Origin of the sequence: Streptomyces sp. CB02058, from assembly GCF_001905505.1 — a bacterium.
GTDB lineage: Bacteria > Actinomycetota > Actinomycetes > Streptomycetales > Streptomycetaceae > Streptomyces.
Map to the genome: position 1 here is coordinate 46,710 of NZ_LIPG01000010.1, position 14,931 is coordinate 61,640.

At 68.5% G+C, this 14,931-nt stretch carries 9 protein-coding genes and 1 pseudogene; 7 read left to right on the top strand and 3 right to left on the bottom strand.

Annotated elements, in window-relative coordinates; genetic code table 11:
* Nucleotides 1-814 precede the first annotated feature (814 nt).
* Nucleotides 815-1,480 carry an HNH endonuclease family protein gene (locus tag AMK10_RS35925; protein ID WP_073753912.1) on the top strand — a complete coding sequence of 222 codons (666 nt, stop codon included), beginning with the start codon at nt 815-817 and terminating at the stop codon, nt 1,478-1,480.
* Between the two features lie 208 nt (nt 1,481-1,688).
* Here AMK10_RS35925 and AMK10_RS35930 read toward each other — a convergent pair whose 3' ends face one another.
* From AMK10_RS35930 to AMK10_RS35945, 3 genes are all read right to left on the bottom strand, one after another.
* Entirely contained in the window at nt 1,689-1,961 is a 273-nt protein-coding gene (locus AMK10_RS35930; protein ID WP_073753914.1) for a hypothetical protein, read from the bottom strand.
* A gap of 465 nt (nt 1,962-2,426) precedes the next feature.
* On the bottom strand, nt 2,427-5,507 hold the full coding sequence (locus tag AMK10_RS35940) for a sel1 repeat family protein (RefSeq protein ID WP_143195014.1): 3,081 nt from the start codon (nt 5,505-5,507) through the stop codon (nt 2,427-2,429).
* A 140-nt stretch (nt 5,508-5,647) separates the two neighbouring features.
* Nucleotides 5,648-6,148 (bottom strand): hypothetical protein, encoded by a 501-nt coding sequence (locus AMK10_RS35945; protein WP_073753861.1) that lies wholly within the window; start codon nt 6,146-6,148, stop codon nt 5,648-5,650.
* A 1,549-nt stretch (nt 6,149-7,697) separates the two neighbouring features.
* On the opposite strand from AMK10_RS35945, the gene AMK10_RS35955 reads away from it, so the two are divergent.
* The 6 genes and pseudogenes from AMK10_RS35955 to AMK10_RS35990 all read left to right on the top strand — a co-directional run bounded on the left by AMK10_RS35955 (nt 7,698) and on the right by AMK10_RS35990 (nt 14,743).
* Nucleotides 7,698-7,961 carry a helix-turn-helix transcriptional regulator gene (locus AMK10_RS35955; protein ID WP_073753863.1) on the top strand — a complete coding sequence of 88 codons (264 nt, stop codon included), beginning with the start codon at nt 7,698-7,700 and terminating at the stop codon, nt 7,959-7,961.
* A gap of 227 nt (nt 7,962-8,188) precedes the next feature.
* On the top strand, nt 8,189-8,956 hold the full coding sequence (locus AMK10_RS37570) for a DUF6083 domain-containing protein (protein ID WP_073753865.1): 768 nt from the start codon (nt 8,189-8,191) through the stop codon (nt 8,954-8,956).
* 65 nt (nt 8,957-9,021) lie between these two features.
* The gene (locus AMK10_RS35965; RefSeq protein ID WP_073753867.1) at nt 9,022-10,569 is read left to right on the top strand and encodes a UvrD-helicase domain-containing protein; all 1,548 of its coding nucleotides are present in this window, start codon (nt 9,022-9,024) and stop codon (nt 10,567-10,569) included.
* A 904-nt stretch (nt 10,570-11,473) separates the two neighbouring features.
* A pseudogene (locus tag AMK10_RS35980) lies at nt 11,474-12,274 on the top strand (IS5 family transposase).
* A gap of 1 nt (nt 12,275) precedes the next feature.
* Complete coding sequence (locus AMK10_RS35985; RefSeq protein ID WP_079181024.1) at nt 12,276-13,886, top strand: AAA family ATPase; 1,611 nt, start codon at nt 12,276-12,278, stop codon at nt 13,884-13,886.
* The gene (locus AMK10_RS35990; RefSeq protein WP_143195015.1) at nt 13,886-14,743 is read left to right on the top strand and encodes a hypothetical protein; all 858 of its coding nucleotides are present in this window, start codon (nt 13,886-13,888) and stop codon (nt 14,741-14,743) included. Before AMK10_RS35985 ends, AMK10_RS35990 begins: the two co-directional genes overlap by 1 nt.
* Nucleotides 14,744-14,931 lie beyond the last annotated feature (188 nt).

Genomic DNA, 14,931 nt, shown 5'->3' on the forward strand with positions numbered 1-14,931 from the left:
CATGCCTGCACGCACATCGTCTGTGGAGATGCCGGGACACCCGCTGGTCAGCGAACAGCGCGGACGTTCCTCTAGACCGAGCAGCCCACTGAGGATTTCTCAGCGACCTTCTGATGGGCGCTCTCAGCTGACGATGCGAGCCGTGGCGAGGTCGGCGAGGATCTGATCCACGGTTTGGTGTGGTGTCTGATTCGACGTGTCCAGCCAGAGCGCCTGGCGCGGGGTGCCGCGGCGCAGGGCCGCCGTAGCCGTTCTTGTGGCGGCCGGCCTCACGCGTTGCGACTGCTTCGGGGTGGGGGACAAGGGCGACCAGATACAGGGGCTTCGCCGTCACGGTGTCAAGGTAGGCGTCCAGGTGCTTGCCGAGAACGACGTCTTGGACGATGACGGTCCATCCCGCCTGCGCGTACAGGTCTGCGACCGCAGCAGATGCCTGGTAGCGCAGTCGCAGCTGTGCTATTGCCTCGGCGGGCGGCTGGGGCGTGAATTCCTTGCGGCCGGACACGATCATCCGTCGGAAGCCGTTGCCGCGCAGGTGCGCGGAGGGCCTGGCGACGCCGAACCGTGTCCTGAGCCGCTTGACCGGTGCCCGTCCGAACCACCGGGCCAGCCGTCATGTGGTGCCGTGGCCGCGTGGCTGAACGACCGCTGGCGCCTGATCCTGCGGGGGACTCCAGTCGATGGCTGCCATGCCACGGAATCGCAGCAGGCCCCTGCGAGCTCGATGCCGTCGCGGTATGACTTACCAGCCTCCGGAGTGACGGGCCAGCACGTCCGACCGCTCGGCGGTGTCTATCGCCGGTACAAGAGCATCATGATCAACAACGTTGTGCGGGGCTTTGCCGCCGCCACTCTCACTCTCGTGCCGTTTCTCGCTGCAGCTCCGGCTCACGCCGCCGAAGTCACGACCCTCGCGGAGGGCGTCCAGGCGCTGCCGCTGGCCGCGGAGTCCCGCACCGGCTACCAGCGCTCGTCCTTCAGGCACTGGGTCGACGCGGACAAGGACTCCTGCAACAGTCGCATGGAGGTCCTGATCGCCGAGTCGAGGATCGCGCCTACCGTCGAAGCCGGCTGCAAGGTGACTGCGGGGGAGTGGTACTCGTACTACGACGGCCTCACCCTCACCGCACCGGGCGGCCTGGACATCGACCACATGGTGCCCCTCGCCGAAGCCTGGGACAGCGGAGCCTCCCAGTGGACCCCGGCACGCCGCGAGGCCTACGCCAACGACCTGGATGCCGAACGCTCCCTAGTCGCCGTCACCGCGAAGACGAACAGGTCGAAGGCCGACCAGGACCCCTCCACCTGGCTCCCTCCGCTTGCCGACGCCCGCTGTACCTACGCAGCCGACTGGGTCGCTACCAAGCTCCGCTGGGGCCTGACCGTCGACCAGCCTGAAGCGGAAGCCCTCACCACGCTCGCCGAGACCTGTGGCAACCAGCTGATCACGTACGAAGCCGCCGCTGACGCCGGTAAGTAGACGTCCCGCATTGTCCGAAGAGCGTCCGCATGCGATGTCTGCACGTGCGGACACTCAGTGGTAGGTCTCCCCGATTGAGGCAGCCCCACCACTCTTTGCCGGTGGGGCGTCCGGTGGGCGGGGTAGGGGCGCTGTCTCGAACGGCACGTTTCGCCAGTGCGGTCTGACACCGGACAGGACGCTGGCCCCCGCCAGCCGGCGGTGGCGGTCAGTCGATGTCGCCCTCCCAGACCCAAGGGCCGGCGGGTCGGCTGAAGGTCGGACCGTATGAGGCGCGCCCGCCGGGTCCGTATGTGCTGTGAGGGGTGATCAGGTACGCCCCGGCTGTGCGCTGGTCTGCCGTGAGACCGGTGACGTCCAGGAGCTGTCCGTCGAGCGGTCCGCCGTCCAGCTGTACGTACTCGTGGCCGGGGCGGGTGGCGCAGGCGTCGGGATCGGCGTGGTCGGCCCCGTAGATCCGTGGGCGTGTGTGCTTGGTCATCTGCTCAGGCTGCCAGCTGACGTCGGGAGGGTGGAGCATTTCAAAGGCATCCCTCATGCGCTGCCGGACTGCGTGACTCCGAGGGCTGAAGGGCTACCCGACTCAGCCTGACTTTCAGGACCGTCGGCGCCGCTCTTTCGTGCGGGCCGGTATGCATGCCGCCCGCCCGCCCGCGGTGCATTCTCGGTCGGCGGCTTCTCCGTGATCCAGGATGCACAAAAAACCGAACAGATGCTCTAATCGCTGGATGGATTCCTTCCTCTTCCCTGACGACCTGGTCCAAGCGCAGCGCGCTTAGCAAGCCAGCTACCGTGAGCTCGCCCAGCCTCGACCCCGCCACACCACCACGCTGCGCCGCGGGCTGCTGCTCTTGTCGGTCCGGATCCAGTGGCATCCGTTCTGGTCCACTCCTTGCGGACGCGTTCCCGCGGCCCGGGTGGAGCCGAGGCGCCTGGCAATGTGATGTCACCACGGGGGTGAGATTCTGCCGTCCGGTTCGAGCCCGAACCGCAGGATCTCGTCCACCGCGGGGTCGGAAGGCCTGGCTTGCCGTCGCAATCGCGCGAGGTCGTCCAGAGCGCCGATGTGCCCGGCGTCCACGGCGGCCTGGCAGAGGCGTTCGGCGCCTGCGGCGTCGCCGGAGCGTTCTCGGTACTGGACCAGGAACACGAGCGCGTCGCCGTGCCCGGCGGCACCGGCTTCCAGGGCGAAGCGCTCGGCACCTTCGAAGTCGCCGGCTCTTGCCCGGGCCTGGATGAGTGAGGTGATCGCGGCGACGTTGCCGGCGTCTGCGGCCGAACGTGCCAACTCCTCCGCCTGCGAGGGGAAGCCTGTGCGTTCTCGTATCGCCGCCAGTCTGCCCAGAGCGATGGTAGATCCTGCGTCAGCTGCGACTCGGTACAGACGTTCGGCGCCGGCACGGTCCCGGGCAGACTCGCGCTGGTCACCGAGGTGGAGCGCCAGACTCACTTCTCCAGCGTCGGCTGCTGTACGGGCGAGGCGCTCCGCCCCCGCGATGTCCCCTGCGTTGAGGAGGCGGTAGCCCAGACGGGTGGGTGTTTCCGTGTGCCCTTCCTCGACCGCGCCCTCGCTCTGTTCCGCAATCGCAACTTCATCCGCAGGTTCCCGATGACGGGTGAGCTCGTTGGGTGCATGCCTGCCCTTGGATTCACGCGCAGCGGAAGCAGGCTCCTCGCTGTCAGGAACAGGGAGCTCGCCGGTCGCAGTTGCCTCCTCCTGCGGGGTGGCTGTCCACCGGGCGGCTTCCTCATCCCTGCCCATTTCTCGCAGCAGGCTGATCAGTAAGCTGCGCGCCTCGGAGTGTCCGGCCTCCGCGGCAAAGCGTGCAAAACGTGATGCGAGGGCGAGATTACTCGCATAGTTATCCAAATAGTTAGCACGGTTCAAAAAGTCGGGGGCTGCACCGGCTTTGGCGGCGGCAATGAAGAATCTGTCCGCACCCTCCGTATCGCCGACGTGGTCCCTCAACTCAGCCAGCCGGCAGAACGCGGCGGCGTCCCCGGTTTCGGCTGCTGCCTGCAGGAGCTGCTCGGCACCATCGGTGTCCCCTTCGGCGAGCCGTTGCTCAGCACGCTGATGGGCAAGCAGGACGAACGCTTTCAAGTTGCCGGCTTCCGCGGCGATCTGGTGGAACCGCTCGGCGCCCGCCCTGTCGTGGATCACGTCTCGTTGCTCGGCAAGCCCCATGGCCACTGAGGTGTCCCCGCCGCTGGCGGCGGCACGGGCGAAGTGTCTCGCGCCTTCGGCGTCACCGGCATCCTGCCTCCGCTGAGCCATGACAGCCAGCAGACCGTGTTCGCCCTTCTTCTCAGCGGTAAGGGCGAGCTGTTCTGCCCGTGTGAAGTCGTGGGCATCCCCGCACCGCAGGGCGAGGTCGATCAGGGGCCGCAAGGCCCCCAACTCGGCCGCGGCGCGTGCGAGGCGTTCCGCCCGCGTGAAGTCATGAGCGATTCCGCACTGCAGGGCGAGGTCGATGAGGGGCTGCAAGGCCCCCTGCTCGACTGCGGTGAGGGCCAGTGACTCTGCTTCATCCGCGTCGCCTGCCTGCATCCGCAATGCAGCCAGGCGAGCGAGTGCGTAGCTGTCCCGCCTTTCGGCGGCGGCGCGGTAGATCTGTTGCGCGCTCTCAAGGTCTCCGACGCTTTCGCGCCGCTGACCGAGCTGGGCGAGGGCGCGAGTGTCACCAGCTTCGGCGGCCGCATGCGCTATGCGCTCAGCCGCCTCGGCGTCGCCGTCGTGTGTGAGTGCCAGGCGCGTCAGGAGGCTCGGGTTTCCCGCCGCAGCAGCTGCGTGGGCAAAGCGCAGTGCGCCCTCGACGTCACCGGTCTGGTGGCGTAGCACGGCAAGGGCGCTAAGTGATGACACATTGCCGGCCTCGGCGGCGATCAGGTGAAGGCCGGCGGCATGCCGGTAGCGCGCGCGCTTCTGGGCAGACCATGCCAGAGCCCGCACACTCATCAGGTCGGGCGGATGACGAACGGCGGCTTCCCAGAATGATGCAGGCGGGCAGACTCCGCCGCGGGTGCGCCGGCCTTGTTGTTCAAGGTAGTCGGAGAGCCGTGAGGCACGCCCCGCCGAAGGGCTGCGCGGGGGGAGCGCAGCCAGGGGGCCCGGGGCCCCTTTGCAGGGTGCGGCACAGTACTGGAGGGCGTCCTGAAACCATCCCGGCCCGAGCTCGTTGCGCGTACTGGTGCTGAGGTAGCCCTCGGCGGCCTCGGCCAGCAGTTCGTGAGGGAGCACAGGTGCGTGCCCAAGACGTCGGAAATCCATCGCGGCATGGATCAGCGCCGATGCACCCGCAGGCGCTGTGCGGTAGCGGGTGACGAGCTCGGGGACCCCGGCCAGGTACTGGGTCACCTCTCCGTCCACAGCCTTGGCCAGAGCATCCGCAAGCCTTGGATCCTCGGCAGAACGGGCCCGTACGGCCTCCAGGTCCGCCCCTGTGAACGCGGTGGGCACGACGGTGTATTCGCCCGTGTTGGTGAGCAGCTCCCGCTGCTGGCTGAAGGCGTCTTCGCCCGTCACCGGCCGCATAGTCAGTGAGGCCCAGTACTGGGGCCACATCGTCGCCACGACCAGGACCGGCCCGCGGCGCCGGTCCCGCAGCAGCGTACGCAGCCCGGCCGTGATGCGCTCAGCAACGGCCGGTTCAGGTGAGAGGAAGTAGTGCTGGGCTTCGTTGAGCCAGATCACGGTCCGCGGCCCGACGGCAGAGATTGCCTCAGCGGCGGCATGTGCCCGGGTGGGATCGTAGGGGTGCCACACCCGCCACCCCTTGGGCAGCCGCCGCACAGCCTCCCAGCAGGCCCGCGTCTTCCCGGTCGAGGACCCGCCCACCAGCGTGACCAGCACACTTGTTCCCGCCATCGCGCGTGAGACGGCCTCATCCAGATACCGGTCGTGGGCGCGCTCCACATAGACAGGCAGAGCGGGAAGCGCCATGGAAGCCGAGGGGGAGATAGCGCGGTGGACCTCCAGAACGAAGGGGTCCAGGTCGCCGACCGCCACTGTCTGCGGTGCGGACACGCCGGCTGGAGGCTGAGCGGGCGCGGTGCCACCCAGGTGCAGGTGATGGATATGAGTGGTCCCGGAGGCAAAAGCTCCCGGCGCCGTCGCCGCAATGGTGGCGATGCTCGGATGAACATCCGCTGGGGAGGCGTCTTGAATCAGGGCCCGGACTGACCGGGCTGGGTAGGGTTTGCGGGCGCGTCCCCGAAGTTCTGAACGCCGGCGGCGTAGCCCCCGTGCTCGGCACGGATGGTCACATCCCCAGCGGCTGCAAAACCGCCGTCACCGGCTGTCGCCGTGCCACCTGCCGCAGCGGGCCCAAGCTGTGCGACGGCAGCAGCCAGCTCTCGCAGGTAGTCGGCCAGCTCATTTCGCTCCGGACCATCGGCGGCGTCCAGGGCATCGGACAGGCGCACCGTCCACTCGTTCTGCAGGCGGCCGCGGGAACGCACCACTCCATCCGAGTCGGTGTCGTTGGACTCTAGCTCGGCAGCCGTGCGGTCCAGCCGCTGCAGCGTTACCCGCTCGGCCTCGCCGTCACCCCGGCTGGTCAACCGGGCGATCCGAGAACGAACGGCCTCCCACAAATCGGTCCCGGCCGCCGACACCAGAGCCGCACCACCCGCCGTAGCGAGTGCTGCCAAAGCCTCCAGATCCATCCCAACCCCCTCAGCGCTGCACGTCCCCCGAGCAGACAACACCCCTCTTTTGAAGAGTACTTGGCCGCATGCTGCTCGGCAGGTGAGAAGCAGCCAGAGAAAGGCGCAGGCGAGGTTGTAGATGCCGGCGTGCTACGAGAAGGGTCGACTCGCCTCGACGGAACGGTGGTGAGGTCATCGGTCAGAAGCGTGGCGTTAATGGTGAGTTTGCTGGCGGCGATCCGGTCCTGCCCGGGTAAACAGAAGGGGGTGCTCGTGGGTGGCGGTCAGCTCCGTTTCGCCGTTGGGGGTGGGCTAGTGCCAGTTCATCTGGAGCGAACCCTCATGCGCAACGAGAGTGATCCTTCCGCCTTGCGTTGAGGGTGCGGGTCCCGGGTTACCCAGTCGTCGGGTGCCCGCTGATTCGAGACAGGTGAGGCAACTCCCACAGGACCTCGTCCTCCAAGCCCGTACGATGCCATGAGGACAACAGCCTCGAGCTGGTCAGCCGATCGAGGAGATCGCTGAGCTGTAGAGGTGTCTGCCCGCACAAGTGGGTGAGGAGCTCCACGTCCGCTGCTCCGGTGCCGTCAGAGCGGGTGTGCGAGGCCAGTGCGAGAGCGGCGAGCCGGCTCGCGCAGGGCAGCGAACGGAGAGTGGCCCGGGGAAGCGGCTGTAGCGCCCAGTGGGCGGACCGGGCGCGCTGCGGGCGCCGAGGCTGGCCCTGCATGGCCGCGTCGAGCAGATGGGCCCGCACCTGAACCCGGCTGCGGGCGCCGCGGCGAAGCCAGCCTGCGTACTCCAGCTCGTCCCACAGATCTGCGCGCTGGTGCAGCCGCATGCCGCGCAGCAGCCCGAGCGGCAGGCGAACCTCGCCGTTCAGGTCCGCGCGCAGAGCGCACTGGAGGGCCACCAGCCGGGCGCCGGGGGAGCAGGATCGGGGAAGGGCCGAGGCGAGATAGGTGAGCGTCTGGCGCACGCGTGCCTGTGCGTCGGCGTGCTCCGCGGCCGTGTCGCGTCCTGGCCGTGGATCCCTCCGGCGCGCCGGCATCGGCGCGAGGGATCCGGGCGTGCCCTCGGGGACGAGAGCCGTGTGTGAGGTGGCTGCGGCGCAGGCGGTGCAGACGTCGGCCAGACGCCACCGGCGGCCACCGTGCTCGCCGGTGAGGGCGAGCCGGACCGGGCCGTGGCAGCCACGGTGGCGCCGGTGCCAGCAGCAGCCCCGCTCCCTGCACTGGCAGGTCCGCAGGTGCGTCGGCAGGGTGTCCCGCCGAGCGTGCCGTGCCAGGTGCAAGAGCGCGGCCGAGCGCGCGGCCGCTCCCGGCGGCAACGCCTCACAGGCCAAGGTGCACTGAGAACACCTCAACGCCGGGCCGGGCCGGTAGGGGCGTACCTCCACCGTCCACACGCGCCGTGCCGTGTCATGGGTCAGGCGCCTCATCGGGCCCGTGGTCTCCGTTCCGTTCTGCGCCGCGGAACCGTCCCGCATCGGCGAATGTCACCCCTTCACTAGCAAATAGTGCAGAGGTCTGCACTGACAGGGCAGACCTCTGCACCATCGGATGGTGGGGTGACGATCTTCCCGCCCGACCCCGACCTTGCGGCGCTGCGCCTGGAACTCGCGCGCCTGCGGGCCGAGCGCGGATGGACCTACGACGAACTCGCCGGCCGCACCGGCCTGTCCCGCCGCACCGTCATCGACCTGGAACAGGGCCACACCATCGGCACCCTCACCACCTGGCACACCCTCGCCCACGCCTTCGACGTCTCCCTGAACCGGCTGCTCGGCGCCATGTGCTCCGGCCACACCCCGCCCGGCACCCCGCCCGCCTGAGCCGCCCGCCCGGACACCGCAGCAGCCGGGCCGACATCACCCGAAAAGGCGAGACCAAGACGAACTCCAGTTCCCCACAGGCTCGCAAGTTCCTTCGCGTTGCTCCGAACGCGGGACGCCCACCGGTAGCCCGTGGTCCCTAGTCGCCGCTGCCTGACACTGTCCCGGCCATGCGCCCTCACCACCGCACGCACAGGCGGAACACCCGTCAGCACCCCAGCCCGGGCATGACCCTGCACGGACCCGGTGGCCTGCCCAGGGCCGGCCGCTGCCGCCAGTGCGCCAATCCGGTCGTCTGGCATCCGCGCGGCGACCAGCGGCTCATCGCGCTGCACCCGGCTGAACTGCCCACCACCCACGTCCCCGACTCCTGGCGCTGGCACCTGAGCAGCGGAATCGCCCACCCTCACGCCGGCGGCCAGGCCTGGTGCCGCATCCCGCACACCGCCCTGTGCCCTGCCCGCACCCCTCTGTCCGACACTCCGCGCCCCGTGCACAACCTGCGCCGCCAACTCGCCCTGCGCAGCCGTCGCCTCACCGATGCCGCATCCCTCACCCCACCCGCCACTCCGCCTCGCGCCCCGCGCACCGGCCCACTGCTGGCCGTCTCCCGGCCGGTGGTGCAGCTCCTACTGGGCCGCTACCTCGCCGACGACTCCCTCGAACGCATCCAGTGCGTCTCCACCGCAGGGCCGGATGGCCAGCGCTGCCCTCGCCCCGTACAAGACCCGCACGCCCCCACGGGCATCTGGAGGCTGCTGCCCCTGCACCACCCGCGTGGCGCCGCGGCCCGGCCCGCCCGTCTCATGGCCGTCTACGACCTCACCCGGGCGACCCCCGGCGATCAGCGACGCTGGCGCGCTCAGCGCTGCCCCGAACACGCCGCCGCCCGGCCGGATCTGACGAACACCGGATGGCAGGCCTTCGACTCAGTGCGACACAGCGTCCACATCCATACCCGCCTCCCGCACCCCGGCGGCCCCATCCCGGCGTGAACGGCGGCGTCGAGCACCCTCGTCCCTCTGCCGTCGTCACCACCCCGCCTCAAGGAATTGACCTCGTGAACCCCACCGATGAACAGACCGCCGCCGCAGACGCGTTCACCGCCGGCCAGCACCTGGCCCTGCAGGCCGGTGCCGGCACCGGCAAGACCAGCACCCTGGCCCTGCTCGCCCACAGCACCAAACGCCGCGGCCGTTACCTCGCCTACAACCGGGCCATCGCCACCGACGCAGCCACCCGCTTCCCGGCCACCGTGACCTGCAAAACCGCCCACGCACTCGCCTACGCCGCGATCGGCCACCGCTACACCCGCCGCCTGGGCGCACCCCGCCGTCCCGCCTGGCAGACCGGCCAAGCCCTCGGCCTGACCAAACCCCTGCGCATCGGCGACCGCGCGATCAGCCAACGGGCCCTGGCCAACGCCGCTCTGCGCACCGTCACCCACTTCTGCCATACCGCCGACACCCAGATCACCCGCCACCACGTCCCCCGGCTGCGCGGCCTTGATGACCGCGGCATGCACCACGAACTCGCGGACCACCTCGTGCCGTTCGCCCAGCGAGCCTGGATGGACCTGCAGCACCTCGACGACGGCGCCGTGCGCTTCGACCACGACCACTACCTCAAGATCTGGGCCCTGACCCGACCGCGCATCGACACCGACTTCCTCCTCCTGGACGAAGCCCAGGACACCAACCCCGTCGTCGAACAGGTCTTCCTCGCCCAGCGCGACCACGCCCAGCTCGTCCTCGTCGGCGACTCCGCCCAGGCCATCTACCACTGGCGCGGCGCCAAAGACGTCATGACCGGCTTCGACGGCAACCACCTCACCCTGTCCCGGTCGTTCCGCTTCGGCCCCCGCCTGGCCGAGGAGGCCAACCGCTGGCTCGACCTCGCCGGCGCCCCGCTCCGCCTGACCGGCACCGACACCATCCCCACCGAAATCGGCCCCATTGAGCGGCCGGACGCGGTGCTGTGCCGCACCAACGTCACTGCCATGGTCCACGTCATGGACCATATGGCCGCAGGCCGCCGTGTTGCCCTGACCGGCGGCGGTGAATCCTTGCGCGCCCTCGCTCTCGCCGCCCGCGACCTCAAGGAAAGTCGGCCCGCCCACCATCCCGAACTCGTGCTCTTCACCACCTGGGGCGACCTCCAGGACTACGCCGCCTACGACCCCTCCGGGCGCGACCTGCAACCCCTTGTCGACCTCATCGACACCCATGGCACCGACGCCATCCTGGCCGCCGTCACTCACCTCGTCCCCGAAACGCAGGCCGAGGTGACTGTATCCACCGCCCACAAGGCAAAAGGGCGAGAATGGCAACGAGTCCAGCTGTCATTCGACTCCGGCCCCTGGAAACCCGCCCCCGACGGCACGCCGCCCGCAGCCTCGGACATCGACGACGTCGAGGCCCGGCTCGCCTACGTCGCCGTCACCCGCGCCCGGGACCAACTCGACCTCAACGGCCTGACGCTGAACGAACAGGTCGAGGATCCCGTCCAGCCGCCTGGCAGCGGCACATTCTCGGATCGGCCCGATCGAGTCGAGCGCCCGCGCCCCGCCGGACCGAACAGAGGTCTCCTGGCGGCAGCACACCGCTGACCCCGTCCTTGATGGCGCGGCCGCACAGTCAATCGCGTGCCCCTCGACGAGTGGCACCGCGGCAAAGCAACGCACCCGGAAGACGAGCAGACGGCCCCGGCACAGGAGGGGGAGAGGTAGGCAGACGCCCGACAGGAATCTAGAGTTCGGCAAGTTCGGTGCTCGCGGCATTAACTGATCGTTTCAGAATGACTCTGGCTGAGAGCAGCACTCCTGTTGGCACTTGTGCGGCTGAGTTGGCACCTTGGCCCATGGCCGCGTGTCTGCGGCCTGAGCGAAGGAGGCCGATCCGGACGGGTCGGACGTAGGAGTGGGTGTATGGGCGGAGATGCGGAGCGGGAGTGCTGGGAGTTGCGGTCGGGAGTCGGTGTGGGGCCGTTGCGGTTCGGGATGTCTCCGGCCGGGGTCGCCCAGGCACTTTCGGTCTCTGGACCGCAGGAACGGGTTGGCGGTCCGTATGCGCAGGAAGACTTCCCGGATGAGGTGAAGACGTTCTACGACGCGGGCAAGCTCGCCTACGTTGCGCTGGATGCGGTCACAGGTCCGCAGGTCTTCCTGTCCGGCTTCCCGCTGGCGGGGAGCGATCCGCAGCGGGGGGCAGCAGTTCCTGCTGGACCACGCTGCGGAGCATGGGAACTGGGTGCTCTATACGCCTGATGACTCGCTTTCCCTGACTGATCTCGGGGTTGTATTGCGCTCGCAGCAGGTCGGGGCAGCGCGCCTGACGCGGCCGCTCTTCGTGAAGGAGGAGTGGCTGGATTCGCAGTACTTCCGGGACCACCTTCCACTGGAGGGCGCCTCAGGCTGAGCGCTCGATCTGGCGAACGGCGCCAGACTCCGCGCTCGAAGGACGGTCAGATGCCTTGGTCTTGTGCTTGACGATCTTGGTGGGCAAGGTGTTCGGGTGCGAGCTGATCTTGTTCCAGAGGACTTGTGGGAGCGGGTGGCCCCGTTGCTGCCACCCGCTCCCGAACGACGCCACCGGCATCCCGGGCGGTTGCGTGTTCCCGACCGAACAGCACTCGCCGGCGTTCTGTTCGTGCTGCGGACCGGTGTCGCCTGGCGGGACGTCCCGGCTGAGACTGTGGGCTGTTCCGGCCTGGCGCCGGCTACGGGACTGGACCGAGGCTGGGGTCTGGCCACGCCTGCACGCCGCCCTGCTCGCTGAGCTTCGGCACGCCGGGCTGCTGGACCTGGATGACTGCTCTGTAGACGGATCGCACGTCCGGGCCCTCAAAGGGGGGACCACGTTGGACCCTCACCTGTTGACCGTGCCCGCCCCGGATCCAAGCACCACCTGATCGTCGACCGCCCACGGAACCCCAATCGCCGTCACGCTCACTGGCGGCAACCGACACGACATCACCCAGCTCCTGCCCCTGCTCGACGCGGTCCCGCCGATCCGGGGAGCTCGGGGACGGCCACGCCGCAAACCCCGGCGTCTGTACGGCGACCGGGGCTACGACTTCGACAAGTACTGCCGCCTGCTGTGGAAACGCGGCATCAAACCCATGATCGCCCGACGGGGCGTCGCCCACGGTCCGGGCTGGGCAAGGTCCGCTGGGTGGTCGAGTGCACCTTCGCCTGGCTCCACCAGTTCAAACGGCTCCGCACCCGCTACGAACGCCGCGCCGATCTCCACCAAGGGCTGCTCGACCTGGCTTGCAGCCTCATATGCCTCCGCCGCCTTCGTATCTCATTCTGAAATGATCAGTAAGCTGCGGCGCAAAGAGATCTCTTCGGCCGGTGCGCCGAGAGCGCTGGAGAATGAGGTCACCGTGCTGTTCACCGTCCTGGACTACAAGCAGTCTCCTACGCCGAACCAGGACGGCGCATTCCTGATTAAGGACAGCTGGGACGACTACACCCATGTGACCACGTTCGAGCTGTACGTCCGCAGGGACGACGGGCGCCTGCTCCAGGCGGGGTTTGTGCGTATCGGGCACGTCGACATGCAGACCGATCCGGACTTCCGCGTCACGGCCAGCCGGTTGCCCTCCCAGTTCGAGGCGCTGCCGGAGGGCTACTTCAGCCTTGCCCACCAGGACACCTACTACGAGGTGCTCAACACGCTTCCCGAGCCAGTGCGCCGTGACGTGCTCACAAGCCTGAGAGATGTCGCCTTCCTGCCTGACCTGATCCCGCAGGTGGAGGCACTGACCGTGTTCCGCCAATCCCTGACGCGGGGCATCGACCGGACTGAGCTGGAACGTCTCTGCCAGATCGCTGGCGGACGCAAGCGCATCCTGCCCTACGAGTGGTCCTACACGGCACCCGTCGCGGACCCGGGATCGGTGCCGCCCACGCTGGATTTCCGGGCTGTGCCCGGCTCCCGCCCGTCGACCAACCTGCACGTCCTGATCGGCCGCAACGGTGTCGGCAAGTCTCATCTCCTGCGCGATCTGGCGCGCCGCGTCACTGCGGGGGAGATCGAGGTGAGCCGTTCGGCCGACACCGGCGATCTGACCAACTGTGTGGCCGTTTCCTTCAGTGCGTTCGACAAGCTCTACGATCAGCAGCCGTCCGGACCGACTGCCCGGCCTTTCACCTATATCGGGCTGCAGATCCTGGACGAACCCGCCAACGTAGCCGCAGGCGAACATGAACCACAGGTCCGCCTGAAGACAGAACACGAACTGGCCATGGAGTTTGTCGAGAGCTTCTATATCTGCCGCATCGGGGCACGTGGTCAACGGTGGCAGAAGGCGATCGAGACCCTCAGCTACTCCGCCTCCGGATTCCTTGACGAACACCGCGACCGCATCGAGTCTCTGATGCGGTCAGACGACCATGAGGATGTCGTTGAAACCCTCATCGACATTTTCTTGTCGCTGAGCTCCGGTCACCGGATTGCCCTGCTGATCGTGACCCGGTTGATCGAGACCGTGACTGAGAAGACCCTCGTCCTCATTGACGAGCCCGAGACCCACCTCCACCCCCCTCTGCTCAGCGCCCTCATCCGTACGCTCACGGACCTGTTCACCGACCGCAACGGCATGGCCATCATGGCCACTCACTCGCCCGTGGTCCTGCAGGAGATCCCCGCCTCCTGCGTGTACAAGCTGCGCCGCTTCGGCAACGTCCTGACCGCCGAGCATCCCGAGCGAGAGACCTACGGCGAGAACCTCGGCGAGCTCACCCACGAGATCTTCGGCCTGGAGGCGGCCGCTACCGGCTACCACGCCACGCTCACCGAACTCGTCGAGCAGGACCTGCCCTACGAGGAGATCGTCGCCCAGTTCACCTCGCTGGGCTCCGAAGCCCGGGCGGTCCTGCGCGCCATGACGGTTCTGCGCAGCCGTGAGCGGCGGGCCTGATGCACTGGCCCCGACGCCCCGAGACGACTGTCACGCAAGCCCTGGACGCCTGCTGCACCGGCATGAAGGACGGCGCGGAAGAGAAGCGCCTGCGCGGCAGGCTGGCGGACATGCAGACCGCGGAGGCCAGCTACCTGCGCCATGCCGAGAACGGCGACCTGTACGCACTGCTGACCGAGCCCGGCCTGCGCAGACACACCGACAGAATCCCGGACCCTGACAGAAAAGCCCTCCTGCGCATCTACGACCAGGGGATGGTCACCCGTAGGGAAGGCCGTGCGCTCTACGACCGCATCAAGGCGCTCGCGCCGCACGGCGAGTGCCCGCTGTGCGGCATAGGGGAGGTCGACACGCTCGACCACTACCTGCCCAAGTCCCACTTCCCGCTGTGCGCGATCCTGCCCGTCAACCTCGTCCCGGCCTGTATGCACTGCAACCACGACAAGGGCTCGGCCACCTCCGGCTCGCCCGGCACCCAGCCGCTGCACCCCTACTTCGACCAGCTCGGCCAGGGACGCTGGCTGGTTGCCGAGATCCTGCCGACGATCCCCGTCACCGCTTGCTTCGCCGTCCGGGCACGCTCGGAGTGGCCCGACGTGCTGACGGCCCGCGTGAAGTACCACTTCACCGCGTACGACCTGGGCGATCGCTACGCGCTGAAAGCCGGCAGGCACCTGGCCGGGCAGCACCGCCAGCACAGACAACTGCTCGGAATAGAACCGGAAGTGCTGCGCGAGACGCTGCGCGAAGAGGCCGAGAGCTGGACGAAGACGAACCCCAACGCCTGGGAGACCGCGCTGTACTTCGCCCTGGCCGACAGCGACTGGTACCTCACCCGAGGACTGGAAGAAGACTAGGCGTCCCGTGCCGGTGACCAACTGTCACGCTCGGCGGGGCTCGTAGAGCGCTGAGCCCGGCTTCCCGGAAGATGTAGCGCGCGGCGGCGGCCGGGGGAGAGGGGAGGTGTGGCCGCGCCAGGCCGTCAATCGGACAGGGCGTGGGAGTTGCTGATGCCTGGTCCGGCTCGCGGTGGGGAAGTAGGTTG

Coding starts and splice junctions, on each gene's coding strand:
- AMK10_RS35925 (WP_073753912.1), top strand. CDS start 815: ATGATCAACAACGTTGTGCGGGGCTTTGCCGCCGCCACTCTCACTCTC.
- AMK10_RS35985 (WP_079181024.1), top strand. CDS start 12,276: ATGATCAGTAAGCTGCGGCGCAAAGAGATCTCTTCGGCCGGTGCGCCG.
- AMK10_RS35945 (WP_073753861.1), bottom strand. CDS start 6,148: ATGGATCTGGAGGCTTTGGCAGCACTCGCTACGGCGGGTGGTGCGGCT.
- AMK10_RS37570 (WP_073753865.1), top strand. CDS start 8,189: ATGACCCTGCACGGACCCGGTGGCCTGCCCAGGGCCGGCCGCTGCCGC.
- AMK10_RS35990 (WP_143195015.1), top strand. CDS start 13,886: ATGCACTGGCCCCGACGCCCCGAGACGACTGTCACGCAAGCCCTGGAC.
- AMK10_RS35930 (WP_073753914.1), bottom strand. CDS start 1,961: ATGACCAAGCACACACGCCCACGGATCTACGGGGCCGACCACGCCGAT.